General features: G+C 63.2%; 14 protein-coding genes. 11 read left to right on the top strand and 3 right to left on the bottom strand.

Annotation, left to right across the window (positions count from 1 at the left end; all coding sequences use genetic code 11):
* Positions 1–51: 51 nt before the first annotated feature.
* Positions 52–1,329: an acetyl-CoA C-acetyltransferase gene (locus tag C4J92_RS03525; protein ID WP_124402978.1), complete on the bottom strand. Its 1,278-nt coding sequence runs from the start codon at positions 1,327–1,329 to the stop codon at positions 52–54.
* 105 nt (positions 1,330–1,434) lie between these two features.
* Between C4J92_RS03525 and C4J92_RS03520 the strand changes: the two genes are divergently transcribed.
* From C4J92_RS03520 to C4J92_RS03505, 4 genes are all read left to right on the top strand, one after another.
* Complete coding sequence (locus tag C4J92_RS03520) at positions 1,435–2,787, top strand: 3-oxoacyl-ACP reductase (protein ID WP_124402977.1); 1,353 nt, start codon at positions 1,435–1,437, stop codon at positions 2,785–2,787.
* Between the two features lie 2 nt (positions 2,788–2,789).
* On the top strand, positions 2,790–3,638 hold the full coding sequence (locus C4J92_RS03515) for a MaoC/PaaZ C-terminal domain-containing protein (protein ID WP_124402976.1): 849 nt from the start codon (positions 2,790–2,792) through the stop codon (positions 3,636–3,638).
* Between the two features lie 299 nt (positions 3,639–3,937).
* Positions 3,938–5,674 (top strand): collagen-like triple helix repeat-containing protein, encoded by a 1,737-nt coding sequence (locus C4J92_RS03510; RefSeq protein ID WP_124402975.1) that lies wholly within the window; start codon positions 3,938–3,940, stop codon positions 5,672–5,674.
* A gap of 184 nt (positions 5,675–5,858) precedes the next feature.
* Positions 5,859–7,541: a ShlB/FhaC/HecB family hemolysin secretion/activation protein gene (locus C4J92_RS03505; protein ID WP_124402974.1), complete on the top strand. Its 1,683-nt coding sequence runs from the start codon at positions 5,859–5,861 to the stop codon at positions 7,539–7,541.
* A gap of 106 nt (positions 7,542–7,647) precedes the next feature.
* On the opposite strand, the gene C4J92_RS03500 is transcribed toward C4J92_RS03505, so the two are convergent.
* Positions 7,648–8,052 carry a response regulator gene (locus C4J92_RS03500; RefSeq protein ID WP_124402973.1) on the bottom strand — a complete coding sequence of 135 codons (405 nt, stop codon included), beginning with the start codon at positions 8,050–8,052 and terminating at the stop codon, positions 7,648–7,650.
* Positions 8,053–8,083: 31 nt separating this feature from the next.
* Positions 8,084–8,275: a Flp family type IVb pilin gene (locus C4J92_RS03495; protein ID WP_124361123.1), complete on the bottom strand. Its 192-nt coding sequence runs from the start codon at positions 8,273–8,275 to the stop codon at positions 8,084–8,086.
* A 325-nt stretch (positions 8,276–8,600) separates the two neighbouring features.
* Here C4J92_RS03495 and cpaB point away from each other — a divergent pair, with 325 nt between their 5' ends.
* Genes cpaB through C4J92_RS03460 form a run of 7 tightly spaced genes read left to right on the top strand, consistent with a single transcriptional unit; the run spans position 8,601 to position 15,747 of the window.
* Positions 8,601–9,530 carry a Flp pilus assembly protein CpaB gene (cpaB, locus tag C4J92_RS03490; protein WP_124402972.1) on the top strand — a complete coding sequence of 310 codons (930 nt, stop codon included), beginning with the start codon at positions 8,601–8,603 and terminating at the stop codon, positions 9,528–9,530.
* Positions 9,531–9,545: 15 nt separating this feature from the next.
* Complete coding sequence (locus tag C4J92_RS03485) at positions 9,546–10,766, top strand: type II and III secretion system protein family protein (protein ID WP_124402971.1); 1,221 nt, start codon at positions 9,546–9,548, stop codon at positions 10,764–10,766.
* Entirely contained in the window at positions 10,763–11,959 is a 1,197-nt protein-coding gene (locus tag C4J92_RS03480; RefSeq protein ID WP_124402970.1) for a pilus assembly protein, read from the top strand. The genes C4J92_RS03485 and C4J92_RS03480 overlap by 4 nt, the downstream gene beginning before the upstream one ends.
* Positions 11,956–13,218 (top strand): CpaF family protein, encoded by a 1,263-nt coding sequence (locus C4J92_RS03475; RefSeq protein ID WP_124402969.1) that lies wholly within the window; start codon positions 11,956–11,958, stop codon positions 13,216–13,218. Before C4J92_RS03480 ends, C4J92_RS03475 begins: the two co-directional genes overlap by 4 nt.
* A gap of 19 nt (positions 13,219–13,237) precedes the next feature.
* Complete coding sequence (locus C4J92_RS03470; RefSeq protein ID WP_124402968.1) at positions 13,238–14,119, top strand: type II secretion system F family protein; 882 nt, start codon at positions 13,238–13,240, stop codon at positions 14,117–14,119.
* Between the two features lies 1 nt (position 14,120).
* Positions 14,121–15,014 carry a type II secretion system F family protein gene (locus C4J92_RS03465; RefSeq protein WP_124402967.1) on the top strand — a complete coding sequence of 298 codons (894 nt, stop codon included), beginning with the start codon at positions 14,121–14,123 and terminating at the stop codon, positions 15,012–15,014.
* A 10-nt stretch (positions 15,015–15,024) separates the two neighbouring features.
* The gene (locus C4J92_RS03460; RefSeq protein ID WP_124402966.1) at positions 15,025–15,747 is read left to right on the top strand and encodes a tetratricopeptide repeat protein; all 723 of its coding nucleotides are present in this window, start codon (positions 15,025–15,027) and stop codon (positions 15,745–15,747) included.
* The last annotated feature ends 1 nt before the right edge of the window (position 15,748 follow it).

Raw genomic sequence — 15,748 nt, 5'->3', positions numbered from 1 at the left:
CATCTTTCGCGAGCAAGCTCGCTCCTACAAGGGGGATTCGTCAAGCCTCGTTCATCGTTCAATGATCGCCGTAACGCCTTGGCCCCCCGCCGCACAGATCGAAATCAGCCCACGCCCTTTCCCTGCTGCATCCAGCAACTTGGCCAGGTTGGCGACGATGCGCCCACCGGTCGCGGCAAACGGGTGCCCGGCGGCCAGTGAGCTGCCTTTGACGTTCAGACGGCTGCGGTCGATGGCGCCCAGCGGCGCATCCAGGCCCAGGCGCGTGCGGCAATAGTCGGCATCTTCCCAGGCCTTGAGCGTGCACAACACCTGGGCGGCGAATGCTTCGTGGATCTCGTAGTAATCGAAGTCCTGCAGCGTCAGACCATTCCTGGCCAACAAACGCGGTACGGCGTACACCGGCGCCATCAGCAGGCCTTCGGCACCGTGGACGAAATCCACCGCCGCCGCTTCGCCATCGCGCAGGTACGCAAGGATTGGCAAGCCGCGCTCGTTGGCCCAGGCTTCACTGCCCAGCAGCACCAGCGAGGCGCCGTCGGTCAGCGGCGTCGAGTTGCCGGCGGTGAGCGTGCCCTTTTCACTGCGCTCGAAAGCGGGCTTGAGTGCAGCGAGTTTTTCCAGGGTCAGGTCAGGGCGCAGGTTGTTGTCGCGGGTCAGCCCCAGAAACGGCGTCAGCAAATCGTTGTGCCAGCCTTCGGCGTAGGCGGCGGCCATTTTCTGATGGCTCTCCAGGGCAAGTTGGTCCTGCTCGGCGCGAGGAATCTGCCAGGTCTGCGCCATCAGCTCGCAGTGCTGGCCCATGGACAAGCCGGTGCGCGGCTCACCGTTGCGCGGCAGTTCCGGCTTGAGGTGCTGCGGACGAAGTTGTAACAAAACTTTTAGCTTATCCACAATGGACTTGCTGCGGTTGGCCTGCAGCAAAATCTTGCGCAGGCCTTCATTAACGCCGATCGGCGCATCGGAGGTGGTGTCCACCCCGCCGGCAATACCGCATTCGATCTGGCCCAGGGCAATCTTGTTGGCCACCAGCAATGCCGCCTCAAGCCCGGTGCCGCAGGCCTGCTGCACGTCGTAAGCCGGGGTTTGCGGTGACAGGCGCGAGCCGAGTACGCATTCGCGGGTGAGGTTGAAATCGCGGGAATGCTTGAGCACCGCGCCGGCGGCCACCTCGCCGAGGCGCAGGCCGTGCAGGTTGAAACGTTCGATCAGGCCTTCCAGGGCAGCGGTGAGCATCGCCTGGTTACTTGCCGTGGCGTAGGGGCCGTTGGAGCGGGCGAAAGGAATGCGATTACCGCCAATGATCGCCACACGGCGCAATTGAGTCATGGAAAGCTCCCTCTGTCTGTTATGGGCTTGATCAGTGAGCCTAGTCGAACGACTGCTACCCTGGGATGGTCCACCTTTTGAACCCCAGTCTTCGGAGAGCGTTCCATGTCTGACCGTTATATCGACTTCGCCAACTCCAGCCTCGGCCATCGCCTGGTCGCCGCCCTTGGCCTGCCGTCGCCGGTACGCCTGGAACGCTGGCAAGCCGGGCGCCTGCGCCCGGTGGAAGGTGCACTGCTGCTGGGCGGTGGCGCGCTGGCAGCTAAAGTGTTGCCGTTTGCCAACAAACTCACCGATGCCGTCTACAGCTACGGTGCCGAAGCGCTGGGCGCACCGGCGTGGATTCCCGGCCACGGTCCCAAGCTCAAGGCGGTAGTCTTCGACGCCAGCACCTTACAGCACACCGATCAGCTCAAGCAGCTACGTGAATTTTTCCAGCCCTTGCTGAAAAACCTCGCCCACAGCGCACACCTGGTGATCCTCGGCCGCGCGCCGGAAAGCCTCAGCGACCCGTTCGCCGCCAGCGCCCAGCGCGCCCTGGAAGGGTTCAGCCGCTCCCTGGCCAAGGAACTGCACAGCGGCGGCGTGCTGCAGTTGCTGCAGGTGGACGAGGGTGCCGAGGACCAGTTGGAAGGCGCACTACGGTTTTTCCTGTCGCCCAAAAGCGCCTATATTTCCGGGCAGGTGATTCGCCTGCAGGCCTGCGCCACGCCGGTCGAAGACTGGACACGCCCGTTGGCCGGGCGCAAAGCCCTGGTGACCGGCGCTGCGCGTGGTATCGGCGCCTCCATCGCCGAGACCCTGGCCCGCGATGGCGCCGAGGTGATCCTGCTGGATGTGCCCCAAGCCAAGGCCGACCTCGACGCCCTGGCCGCACGCTTGAATGCGCGCACCCTCACGCTGGATATCTGCGCCGAAGACGCCGCCGCCCAGTTGATCGAACACCTGCCGGACGGCCTCGATATCCTGGTGCACAACGCCGGCATCACCCGCGACAAGACTCTGGCCAACATGACCCCGGAATACTGGGACGCGGTGCTGGCGGTCAATCTCAATGCGCCGCAGTTGCTGACCAAGGCGCTGCTCGACAGCGGCACCCTGCGCGACAACGCCCGCGTGGTGCTGCTGGCTTCCATCAGCGGCATTGCCGGCAATCGCGGGCAGACCAACTATGCCGCGAGCAAGGCCGGGCTGATCGGTTTGGCCCAGGCATGGGCACCGCTGTTGCAAACGCGCGGGATCAGCATCAACGCGGTCGCTCCCGGTTTTATCGAAACCCAGATGACCGCGCATATTCCGTTTGCCCTGCGTGAGGCCGGACGACGCATGAGTTCTCTGGGCCAGGGCGGTGTGCCGCAGGACGTGGCCGAAGCCGTGGCCTGGCTGAGCCAGCCGGGTTCGGGCGCCGTCAGCGGCCAGGCGCTGCGGGTGTGTGGGCAAAGTCTTCTGGGAGCGTGAATATGCAATGGCAGACACTGGACAGCACGCCGTATCTACCGCCGCTGTACTGGCGTGCGGCGCTCAAGCGCAAGATCACCGGCAGCGCACTGCCCGAGCACGGCCTGCGCTGCCAGGTTCGCGTCGACCCCAGGGCTGTGGCGGCGTACCGCAAGGTCTGTGGTTTTGCTGACAGCCCGATGCTGCCGGCGACCTATCCGCATATCCTCGCGTTCGGCCTGCAGATGCAACTGCTGACCGACCAGGCGTTCCCGTTTCCGTTGCTGGGGTTGATCCACCTGAGCAACCGCATTCGCCTGCATCGGCCCTTGGGCAGTGTGAGTGAGCTGACGGTCGGGGTGTATGCGTGCGACCTCAAGCCCCATGCCAAAGGCGCGACCTTCGATGTGGTGACCGTGGTCGAGGATGCCCTCGGGCTGCTCTGGGAAGCTGAAAGCACGATGCTATGCCGGGGCGTAAAGCTTGAGGGCGAGGCCGAGGAACGCACGTTGGTAATTGACGCGGCCCTCACCGAGCTCATGCGCTGGAAAGCGCCTACCGATATCGGTCGCCGTTATGCCCGCGTGTCCGGCGATTACAATCCGATTCATCTCAGCGCAGTGACGGCCAAGCTATTCGGCTTTCCCCAGGCGATTGCCCACGGGTTGTGGAACAAGGCCCGCACATTGGCGGCCATGGGCGAGCAACTGCCGGTGGCCAATGTCGAAATCGCCGTTGAATTCAAGAAACCCGTACGCCTGCCCAGCGAAGTGATTCTGATGACCAGCGGCGCCGGTTCAACTGGTGAGTTGGTGTTGAACGGCGCGGGAGATATCCAGCATATGCTCGGAACGTGGCGACCGATTGCCTGAGAGACACTGATTAATTGTATATATACACCTTAAGTTATAGCGGACCCTACCGGGTCCGCTACTGCATTCAACCCTTTGATTTACAAGCAACAGACAGCCAGCATTATCTGAATTTATAACGTTCGTATTAGTGCTTAAGACGACCAAGACCTTATGTATATAAATCGTTAATACCAAGTTGAGATTGCGAGAAAACCGGCCCGGGTCTGTGATAACCACACGGACAAACGTATCGCTAGCCAAAGAAATAGCGAACGTTTGAAACAACCAAGGTTGTACCAGGTGCAAGGAACTCAATCATGAAAACTCAAGTAGTGTTTTGGAAAGCAAGTACCGCGCTGGCGTTGATTCTGGCCATGAGCCTCGGCGGCTGCAGCAGCGGTGGTGGCGGGCATAAATCCAACGTGGCGGCCTCTTCGCCGGATGCTGGTGCAGGCGCTGGTGGCGGCACGGGTGGTGGCACTGACGGCGGCGACGGCACTGGCGGTGGAACCGGTGGCGGTACTGGCGGTGGTACTGGTGGCGGTACTGGTGGCGGTACTGGCGGCGGTACTGGCGATGGCACCGGTGGCGGTACTGGCGGTGGCACTGGCGGCGGTACCGGTGGAGGTACTGGCGGGGGCACTGGTGGCGGAACCGGCGGGGGCACTGGTGGCGGCACTGGTGGCGGCACTGGTGGCGGAACCGGCGGCGGTACCGGAGGTGGCACTGGCGGCGGCACCGGTTCCACAACCACCCCACTCGTCACTGGCCAGATCGCCGGCACCCTCGGTACCACCGTGGGCAATGTAGGCGCAGCGGTGGGTGACCTCGGTTCGACCTTGAACGGTGTCCCAATCGTCGGCACAACCGCTGGCGGCCTGGTCACTTCGGCCGGCACCGCCGTGACCAGCATCGGCACTGGCGTGACGGCGGGCCTGGGCTCCCTGGGCACCAACAGCAACTCCCTGGGCATCACGGTCGCGGGTGTCGGCACTGGCGTCGCCGACCTGGGCGGCGGCCTGTCGACCACCGGCAGATCGCTGTCGACCACCCTCGGCGGGGTTCCCGTCGTCGGCGGCTTGACCGGCGGCGTGGGCGGTGCAGTCGGTGGCGTTGTCGATAAAGTTGGCACCACGGTGACCATGCTCGGCGATACCCTCAGCACGGCCAGCACCACCGGCCCATTGGGTTCCCTGACCGGCACCCTGGGCGGCAAAGTGCTGGTGCCGGTGGTGTCGCTGGTGGAAAACACCACCGGCAACCTCGGCAACGCAACCGGCCTGGGCACGCCCGTCAACGGCCTGGTGGATAAATTGGGCGCCACCGTCACCGGCCTTGGCACCCAAGTCGCCAGCACTGGTGGCGCAGGCAACCCTGTGACCTCGATCGTCGGCAGCGTGCTGACAGGCGTAGGCGGCACACTCGACAAGTCCGGCGGCTATGTCGCGCCAACCGGCGGCGCCGCAGCACCCGGCATACCGGAACTGGTCGGCGGCCTGGTGAACAACGTCGGGACCGGCCTGAACGTCGGCAACACCAACGGCACGGTCAGTGCAGCCGGGGTGACCGGCGGCGCATTAGGCAACACCGTTGCCTCCGTGGGTACCGTGCTCGGTGGCACGGGTGTCGCCAACACGGCCGCCACTGCACCGGTCGCAACGGTTGCAGCCAACGTAGGCGCTGCGCTGAACCCAGTGACATCGGGCGTCACCGCACTGACGCAAAACATCGGCACCACCACCGGCGTCGGCACTCCAGTCAACGGCCTGGTGACCCAAGTCGGCGGCGCCGTCAGCAGCCTGGGCACTAACCTCACCACCGCCAACGCCAACCCGGTCACCACGACCCTGGGCACCACGGTAACCGCCGTCGGCAATACCGTAAGCTCGGTCGGTGGGCTGGTCACAGGCGGCACCGGCGGTACCGGCGGTGGCCTGCTCGGCGGTCTGAATATTGGCGCCACAGCCCCCGCCACAGGCACCGCACCCACCACTGGTGGCACCACAACAACGGGAGGCCTGGGCGGCTTGCTGAACGGCCTGACCGGCCAATAGAAATGCACCTGGCCGATTAGACGGCCTCCCCTACAGCGCCTACGCTTGGTTGAGACGAGAGACCCTGACTAAGTCTCTCGTCTTTTTTAGGGGCCACTGCTGGATATAGATACCCAGCGCCTCCCGAACCGCGCCCCCAGAGCCCGGCAGGCCCGAAACGCTGCAGTTGACCATGGAGTGTCCTATGCGCGTGTTGACCCCGTTGTTATTGCTTACCCTCAGCGCTTATGCCCAAGCCGAGACCCTTCCCAGCTTCCTCAACAGCAACGACACCGTTCGCACCCTGCCGGTCCCCAACCTGCCCGCCGACGCCTATCGACCGGCCACGCCGCAAACCCAGGTGCCGGAAACGCCGCCCACTGCGGGCCAGCCGTTGTTGATGGACACCAAGGTCACCATTCGCAAGCTGCAGATCGAAGGCGGCACGGTGTACCCGCTCACCGAGACGGCCCAGGTCTACGCGCCGTTGATTGGCCATGAGACCAACCTCGCGCAACTGATCGAGGCCACCCGTGGCATCACCCGTCGCTACCAGCAGGACGGCTACCTGTTGTCATACGCGTTCCTGCCGCAGCAGACCTTCGAAAACGGCTTGGTCCGCGTGGTGCTGGTAGAAGGCTACATCAAGGATTATCAACAAACCGGCGACATCGGTTCGGTGTCGGCCTACGTCGACAAACTCGCGCAAAAACTCCTGGCCGAACGCCCACTCACGCGCGAGACCTTCGAACGCTACACCACGCTGATGAGCCGCATCCCCGGCCTCACCGTACAGGCACAAGTGCCGCCGCCGGGCACCACCGATGGCGCCACGCACATGCAGATCCAGGCCAGCCGCAAACCCTTCACCACCAGCATGAACCTGGTGCAGAAAAGCCGCGGCGGCACCCAGGCCTTGCTCAGCGCAACCAGTAATGCTCAAACCTCAATGGGCGAACAGCTCAGCCTCAGCGGGTTGTTTCCGCCCGGCGAGGACAAAGAGCACTACTACCGCGTGGACTACAACCAGTTCATCAATACCGAGGGCACCCAACTGGCCCTGGCCGCCGAGCGTTATCGCGCCGACCCCAGCAGCAGCGTGCAATTGGACGGCGGCTTCGAACTCAAGCCACACCAGTCGATCGATCGCTACTCCATCGGCCTGAGCCACCCCTTCATTGCCTCACCCACCGAGTCGCTCACCCTGGGCACGCGCCTGTACGCGGTGGACCAGACCACCCGCTATAAACTGGTGGGCTACCCGCTGCGCTTCGATATCGAATCCAACCTGCGCGCCCTGGCCTTCGAGGGTGACTGGCGCAAGGCCGACGCCAGGCAGTTACGCATCCTCAGCGGCGGCTTGTATCAAGGTATCGACGGTCTGGGCGCCAAGGCCCGCAGCGACCTGGACGTGGCAAAGCCCGATCTCGATTTCTTTCGCCTGCGCCTGTCCGGCGTGCAAAGCAACAAGTTCTTCGACAACTGGCAAGGCGTGCTTTCGAGTGCGCTCTACTGGAGCAACAACACCCTGCCCGACAGCGAGCGCGCCACGTTTGGCGGGCAGAACTTCGGCCGTGGCTACCCCGATGACCAAGGCTCGGGCGACAAGGGCTGGGGCGTGGCGTATGAGGTCAACTACAACTTCAACCGGGCCGGCGATTGGGTGAAGGTGTTGCAACCCTACGTGGTACTGGACCGCGCCAAGGCCTGGTTCAACGAACTGCCGGTCAAGGCCAGCGACATGTCCTCGGCGGCGGTGGGTCTGCGCTTTGGCGATAACAAGTACTACAACATCGCCCTGGAAGCCGCCAAGCCGATGTCGGACATCGCCCTGGACAGCTTCAACCGGCGGCCGCGCTATACGTTGAGTTTCAGTTATCAGCTGTAAACGCCCATCTCTGTAGGAGCGAGCTTGCTCGCGAAGAACGCCAAGGCGACACGGGGAACCAGGAGGCCCACGTCATCGTTAACGTTCTTCGCGAGCAAGCTCGCTCCTACAGCTGGCGAATTGTTTTGGGAAACAAACTGTTCAACGTATCGAGCAGCCGCGCGAGGTAGATGGGCTTGCGAAACAGGTCCAGCACCTGCAGGCGCAGCATGTCGCTGACGTCATCCATTTCCGCATGCCCCGACATGACGATCACGGGCAGGTGCGAACGGGAGGTGTGTTCGCGCAGACGCTTGATCAAGGAGATACCGCTTTCCTCAGGCATGCGCAGGTCGGTGATGACCAAGGCAATATCGGGATGCAGGGTGAGTTCCTGCAGCGCGAACATCACGGAGGTGGCGGTAAAGCAAACGAAGCCCTCGTTCTCCAGCGACTCCGCCAGTTCAACGAGGGCATCTTCTTCGTCGTCCACCAACAGGATTTGTTGGCGAGGAGAGACAGCAGCATTCATGAGCACGACCTGATCAATCAACAACGGCAACTCATGGGGAAATGGCAGTACCGATCCTGGTAAAGAAGGCCGTGATCTGAGGCCCCAGCGTCGTTCCGGCGGCGAGTACCACCAGCGCCACAATCGCCACCAGTATGAGGTACTCGATGGCTGTCGCGCCGTCTTTACGGTGAAATAACAATTGCAGTTGAACGTGAAGCTTCATCAGCAGAGCAAGGACCATAACACTTCTCCTCAGGCGACCAAGCGCCGTATCCCGATACCGCACAGTGATTGCGATGTGCCACCCAAAGCATTGCCAACAAAGCCCAGCCTCACAACTGTAAGAACTGATTAGTCCTAAAGTAGTAGTTGCTCTTCTGACGCCGTAAATGTGTGTTTTTAAAGGACACGTCCTGCTCCCTGAAGAAAACTTTCTGTCAGTAATGGCATTTTGTCCTAGCTCAACTACCGTCAAATAGCGAAATAGTTAGTCACCGTTCAGCCGGGTTGCGCAAGTAGCCCGTTGGACCGACGGGCGGTGGTGCAACGGGAAAAGGAGAGCCGTCATGAACACGCGTCTAAGCATGGTACTGGCCGCTGTGTTGTTGGTCGGTGCGTTGTTTGCCGGTTACTGGGGGTTGGTCCTCAGCCGTGAGCCCGCTCCGGCGCCGCCACCACCGCCACAGGCTGCTCCCGTCGAAAAAGCCGTCGCTGTGGTGGAAGACTCGACCCGTCAATCGGTGGTCGTGCTGGCCCACGATGTGCCCCCCTTCGTCGCCCTGACTGCCGCTGACCTGAGCCTCGAAAAACTGCGCACGGCTCCGGCGGGCAGCATGAGCCGTATCGACCAGGCGGTTGGCCGTACCCCGTGGCGGGCGCTCGGCGCGGGCACCTGGCTGAACGAGGAAAGCTTCACACCTGGCGGGCCGCTGGCGCGGATGATCCGCGCAGATGAGCGCGCCCTGGCCGTCGCCGTCGATGAAGTGATTGGCGCCGCCGGCCAGTTGAGCCCTGGCGACTATGTGGACGTACTGCTGTACCTGCGCCAGGACGCCGCCAACCTTGAACAATCGGCCCAGGTGGTGATCCCCGCCGTGCGCCTGCTCAGCGTCGGCGACCAGATGGGCCTGACCAACGACGGCACCCCCGCCTCCCTTCCCGCGCTGACCGCCGAAGAAAAAGCTCAGCGCCATGCGCCCTCGCGCACGGTGGTGCTGGCCGTGCCCGAACAATTGCTGAGCCGGCTGATGCTCGCCACCCAGGCCGGCACCTTGCGCCTGGCCGTGCGCAGCGCCGACGAACGCCTGCTGAGCCGCTACTGGGCCGGCGCAGACGACGCGCCGGGCAACCTGCAGAACGCCAACCGCGACCTCTATCAGTTCACCCAACTGGCGTTCGCCCAAGCCCCCAGGAAAGTGGCCCAGAGCAGCGCCCCGCGCCGTGCAGGCGTCGAGGTGATACGCGGCAATCAAGCAACTCAACAAACCCCCGACTGAACAAGGATGCTGTGCATGAACCGACGTTTCATACCGGTGTTCACGCTGAGAATTACCTGTGCGTTGCTGCTGTCGCACCTGTCCATCGGGCTGGCCATGGCCGCTGCGAGCAATTGCGCCAACCTGGCTCAACTGCCCGCCGCGTTGTCGGTAGGCGAGGGCCTGCAACAGGAACTGCAATCGCCGGTGGCCATAACACGCCTGGCCATTGGCGATCCGAAAATAGCCGACGTTCATCTCAATGGCGACCGGGGTTTCCTGCTGACCGGCGTCGGCCCCGGCACCACCAGCCTGATGGTGTGGACCGCCTGCTCGACCACCCCGCGCCAGAGCATGGTGTTCGTCAAGGGCAAGGCCAATACCGCCTTGACCAGTCTTTCGCTGTCGCCCGCCGATGATCCTTTGCTGCCCAGCCAGGTACAGACCGATATCCGCTTCGTTGAAGTCAGCCGCACCAAACTCAAGGAGGCCAGCACCAAGATCCTGGGCATCGGCAATAACTTCTTCCTCGGCAGCCCCAACTTGCTGTCCCCCACGCCCGGCACGTTCAAGCTGCCGGTGAACACCGACAACTTCAACATCGGTTTTGGCGGCGGCCGCGTCTCGGCGATGATCAACGCCCTGGAAAGCAGCGGCTTTGCCTACACCCTCGCGCGGCCGAGCCTGGTGGCCATGAGCGGGCAAAGCGCAACCTTCCTCGCCGGCGGCGAAATACCGGTGCCGGTGCCGAGCAGCGGCAGCGATACCATCTCGATCGAATACAAGGAATTCGGCATTCGCTTGACCCTCACCCCGACCGTGATCGACCGCAATCGCATTTCCCTCAAGGTGGCGCCGGAGGTCAGCGAACTGGATTACACCAACGCGGTGGTCATCGAAAACATCCGCGTGCCGGCCCTGACCATTCGCCGCACCGATACCAGCGTGTCCCTGGCCGATGGCGAAAGCTTTGTGATCAGCGGCCTGATCAGCAGCAACACCACCACCAGCATCGCCAAGTTCCCAGGCCTGGGTGACATCCCGATCCTAGGGGCGTTCTTTCGCGACTCGTCGGTCCAGCGCGAGGACAAGGAACTGCTGATGATCGTCACGCCGCACCTGGTGCAACCGCTGGCGGCCAATGCCCGACTGCCGGCGCTGCCCGGTGAGAAAATGCGCAACTACGATCCGAACTGGTATCGCCTGTTCTTCCTCGAAAACGGTAATTTTGACCGCCTCAACGGGTTGTCCCAATGAGCGATCACCTGAGCCAGACCTTCCTGGCAATCACCCGTAATACCACCGACCTGGAATGGTTGCAGGGCGCGTTGGCGCCCCTCGGCCAAGTGGTCAGCGCCGGCAGCGGCACCCTCGATGAGCTGCTGGCCCTGGTCGATGTAACCTTCGCCAACCTGGTGTTCATCGGCCTCAACCGCGAGCACCTGGTGGCCCAGAGCGCGCTGATCGAAGGCGCACTGGAAGCCAAGCCGATGCTGGCGATCGTCGCCCTCGGCGATGGTATGGACAACCAGTTGGTGCTCAATGCGATGCGTGCCGGGGCGCGGGACTTCGTCGCCTACGGTTCGCGCTCCAGCGAAGTCGCCGGGCTGGTGCGCCGCCTGAGCAAGCGCCTGCCTGCGGTCACCACTCACACCCATCTGGGCGGCCTCTCGGTGCTGTACGGCACCCAGGGCACTTCCGACGGCGCGCTGCTCACCAGCCATCTGGCGCTGGTGGTGCAAAAGAGCGGCCAGCAGACGCTGTTACTCGACCTCGGCCTGCCACGCGGTGACAGCCTGGCGCTGCTGGGCCTGGAAAGCTCGTTCAACTTCGGCGATGCCCTGCGCCACCTGAGGCGGCTGGACGCGACCCTGATCAACAGCGCCTTTACCTCCGCCGAAGACGGCCTGCGTATTCTCGCCTACGCGCCCAACGATGATCTGCTGGAGCACACCAGCGCCGCCGAGCTGTACATGTTGCTCAGCGCACTGCGCCAGCACTTCCAGCACATTGTGGTAAACCTGGTCGGCCAGCCGGACAGCGACGCCCTGCGCACCTTTGTCAGCCATTGCGACAAGCTGCTGTGGTGCACCGACCAGAACGTGCTGGACTGCCGACGCAACCTGGCCGTGCTGAGCCATTGGCGCGAAAAAGGCATGAAGCTCGAACACGCCAAGCTCTTGATCGATGGCTACCTCAAAGGCTGCGCGCCTGACGCCGAAGCGCTGGGCAAAAGCTTCGGCCTGGAAGTGATTGCGGTGTTGCCACTGAGCGCGGAGCTACGGCTGAACGCCAAGAACCAAGGGCAAACCCTGTTTGCGCTGGCGCCGCGCGAAGCCCTGACGCAAGGGCTCAAAACCCTCGGCGAGCGCCTGGCGAAACGCTCGCAGGACCCCACCGCAAAACCGCCCAGCCGTTGGCTGGAGCGTTTGCTGGGAGCCGCTAAATGAGCAGTGAAAAACTCTTCGGCGCACCCGCGCGCGGCGTGGCTGGCAACACCGATCACGACGGTTTGAAGCTGGTGCTGCATCGCTACATCATCGATGCCATCGAAGAATCGGGGCTGAACCTGCTGGAAGGCTCGCGCCAGTCCCTGGCGCAATTTGTCATCGACAAAGTGGCCGAGTACATCAACCGCATGCACCTGGCGATTTCACGCTACGAGATGGAGCGCCTGGCCGAAGAAATCGTCGACGAACTGACTGGCTTCGGCCCGCTGGAAGTGTTACTGCGCGATGCGTCCGTCACCGAAATCCTGGTCAATGGCCCGCACCGGGTGTTTATCGAACGTGACGGTCTGCTGCATCAAAGCGATTTGCGCTTTATCGACGCCCACCATGTGGAGCGCGTCATGCAGCGCATTCTCGCGCCGCTGGGACGGCGCCTGGATGAGTCGTCGCCGATGGTCGATGCGCGCTTGCCCGATGGCAGCCGGGTCAATGCAATCATTCCGCCGATTGCCCTGGACGGCCCCTGCCTGTCGATCCGAAAGTTTCGCAAGGACATGCTCAAAAGCAGCGACCTGGTGGCCATGCAGACCATCGACCAGAACATCTTCGACTTCTTCCAGGAGGCGGTAGGCAAGCGCTGCAATATCCTCATCAGCGGCGGGACCGGCACCGGTAAAACCACACTGCTGAATATTCTCAGCCAGTTGATCAACCCCCATGAACGCCTGGTCACCATCGAAGACGTGGCCGAATTGCAATTGGGCCATCCCCATGTGGTGCGCCTGGAAACCCGCCCGCCGAATGCCGAAGGGCACGGCGAGGTCAAGGCCAGCGACCTGATCCGCAACGCCCTGCGGATGCGCCCCGACCGCATCATTCTCGGCGAGATTCGCGGGGTGGAAGTGCTTGATGTACTGACCGCCATGAACACCGGCCATGACGGCTCCATGAGTACCGTGCACGCCAACAATGCCGCCGATGCCCTATTGCGCCTGGAAACCCTGGTGGGCCTGACCGGCCGCATGATCGCAGAAAAGACCCTGCGGCAAATGATCTGCGCGGCGCTGGATGTGGTGGTCCAACTGACCCGCCTGCCGGACGGACGTCGTTGCGTCAGCGAAGTGGTCGAGGTGGTGGGCATCCGCGAAGACGTGTACGTGACCAACACCCTGTTTCGCCATGACCGGCGCACCGGCTTCGGCTTCGTGCGTGAAGCGCTCCACCCGGCCGGCGACAAACTGCGCCGCGAACCGGTATAGCCTTGAGGGGGAATCAAGCATGACCGGGGCCATCCTGCTACTCCTCTGCCTGATCCTGATCGGCCTGTCGATCCGCTCGTTCCAGCATGGCTTGCGCCGTGCCCAGACCGAACGCGTGCTGGGCCGCCTCGCCGAAGGCCAGCCGCAGCTCGCCGAAGAAAACGACTCGTGGAATCGCGTGGAACGCATGTTCCTGCGCGCAGGCCTGGGCAAACCCAGCGACAGTCTGGGGCTGTGGCTGACGGTGTGGGGCCTGGGCGCGGTGCTCGGGTTGATCGTCGCCAGCTGGGTCGGCCTGCTGGTGATGCTGGTGTTGCCGCCCGTGCTGCTGCGCCTGTACATCGCCTGGCGTTATCAACGCCGCATCACGCGGATGATCGAACAGCTGCCGCAATTGCTCGACCACACCGTGCGCAGCCTCAAGGCCGGACGCACCCTGGCCGATGCGGTGCTGGGCGGGATCGACGTGGCCGAAGACCCGCTGAAAAACGCCATGGGCAGGATCCAGCGCAACGTGCAACTGGGGGTCAGCCTGCCGGAGTCCGCCTACGACTTTGCCGAATTCTACGAACGCGACGAACTGCGGCTGTTCGCCCTGGGTTTGAAGGTCAACCACCGCTATGGCGGCAATGCCAGCGAGCTGTTGGAAAACCTGATCAAGATGATCCGCGAGCGCGAGCAAGCCGCGCGCCAGTTACGCGCCCTGACCGGCGAAACCCGGGTGACCGCCTACGTGCTCACCGCGCTGCCCATTTCCATGGTGGGCTATTTCCTGGCGGTCAACCCAGCCTACCTGATGACCATGTGGAACGACGGCACCGGCCGCATGCTGTTGTTCGTGGCCCTGGGTATGCAGGTGCTCGGCTGCTTCGCCCTGTGGCGCATGTTGCGGAGCGTATGAGATGGCTATTTCGCTGCTGATCAGCGCCGTGTTATTGCTGGCCGCCCTGGCGCTGGTCCTGGCCAATCTGGTCAAACATCGGCGTGGTCGGCGTTTGGTTGCGCAACGCCTGCAGGGCCAGTTGGGCCGCGAACACCGTCTCGGGGCGATGATGCGCCAGCTGGGCAACAGCCCCCTCGCGCAACGTTCGGTCAGCCTCGACAACGAAACCCAGACGCTGCTCAACCGCATCGGTTGGCGCACCGCCAGCCAGCGCTCGATGTTCGCCGCCTTCCAGATCGGCACGCCGGTGCTGCTGTTGGTCGTGGCCCTGATCGCTCAGCCGTTGCTGTTTCCCAAAAGTGGCTCGCCGTGGCTGCTGCCCCTGATCGCGCTGGGAGTCGGCTACCTGTTGCCCAAGCGCATCCTGGCCAGCGTGGCCAAGGCGCGTCAGCTGCGGATCTCCCAGGAAGTCTCGACCTTTATTCCGTTACTGCGGATCCTGTTCGAATCGGGCATGGCGGTCGAACAAGCATTGCGCGTGTTGAGCATCGAAGCGCAACACCTGCTGCCGACCCTGACCCATGAACTGCGGCTGGTTCTGCACCGGGTCGACTCCGGGCTGGAGCTCAGTGAGGAACTGGGCACGACCGCGAGGCTGCTGGCCGTGGATGAGTTCACCGACACCTGCATCATCCTCCAGCAACTGATCCAGCAGGGCGGCGGTGCGATGAAGTCATTGCTGGCGCTCAAGCAATTGCTCGACGACCGACGCCTGACACGCATCCAGGAATTCGTGTCGAAGATGTCGGCGAAAATGTCGGTGGTGATGATGGTGTTTTTGTTTCCCGCCTTGCTGATCGTGCTCGGGGGGCCGGCCTTCATCGGTATCACCCGGGCGTTGAGTAACCTATGAGGAGCGCCCGATGAAAGCCTTGATAGCCGCTTTGAGCCTGTTGCTGCTGGGAGGGTGCGCCACCAATGGCCAAACCCCATGGGCCGCCCTGACCGCCCCCGGCAGTTGCCCCAAGCCTGGCGCCGAACACGAGTTGTCGTTGAGCCTGGCCGATGAAATGGCCAACGACGGCAAACTGCACGCCAGCCTGGCCAACCTGCAGAGTTTGCCGGCCGGTCTGCCCCAGGTTCGTCTGCGCCAGGCCAAGGCCTATCGTTTGCTCGGGCGCAGCGAGGCAGAGCCGCTGTACCGCAGCCTGCTCGGCACCTGCATGGCTGCCGAAGGCGAACACGGCCTGGGGCAACTGGCTTCGGCCAAAGGCGACAACGCCCAGGCCATGGCCCACTTGCAGCGCGCGGCGCGGCTGGCGCCCACCGACGAGAAAATCCGCAATGACCTGGGCGTGGTGTACCTCAACCAACTGCGCCTGGACGACGCGCAGTTTGAATTCATGACCGCCATGGAACTCAAGCAAAGCGACCCACTGGCAGCGATCAACCTGGTGACGCTGCTGATCTATCAAGACAACTGGAAGCAGGCCGCGCAGGTGGTCAGCCAAATGGGCCTGGGGCCCGAACAAGTCACCGAAGCCCAGGCCCGCGCCGAAAAACTCAAGGCTTCAAGCGCGACCGCCGCCAAAGCCAAGGACCAGATCGCCAGAGTCAACGACGCCAACAGCAACCCGAGGAATTGAT

Origin of the sequence: Pseudomonas sp. R3-18-08 (assembly GCF_003852065.1) — a bacterium.
Taxonomy (GTDB): domain Bacteria; phylum Pseudomonadota; class Gammaproteobacteria; order Pseudomonadales; family Pseudomonadaceae; genus Aquipseudomonas.
The sequence above is the reverse complement of the archived record's forward strand: the minus strand, read 5'-3'. Positions and strand labels throughout refer to the sequence as shown.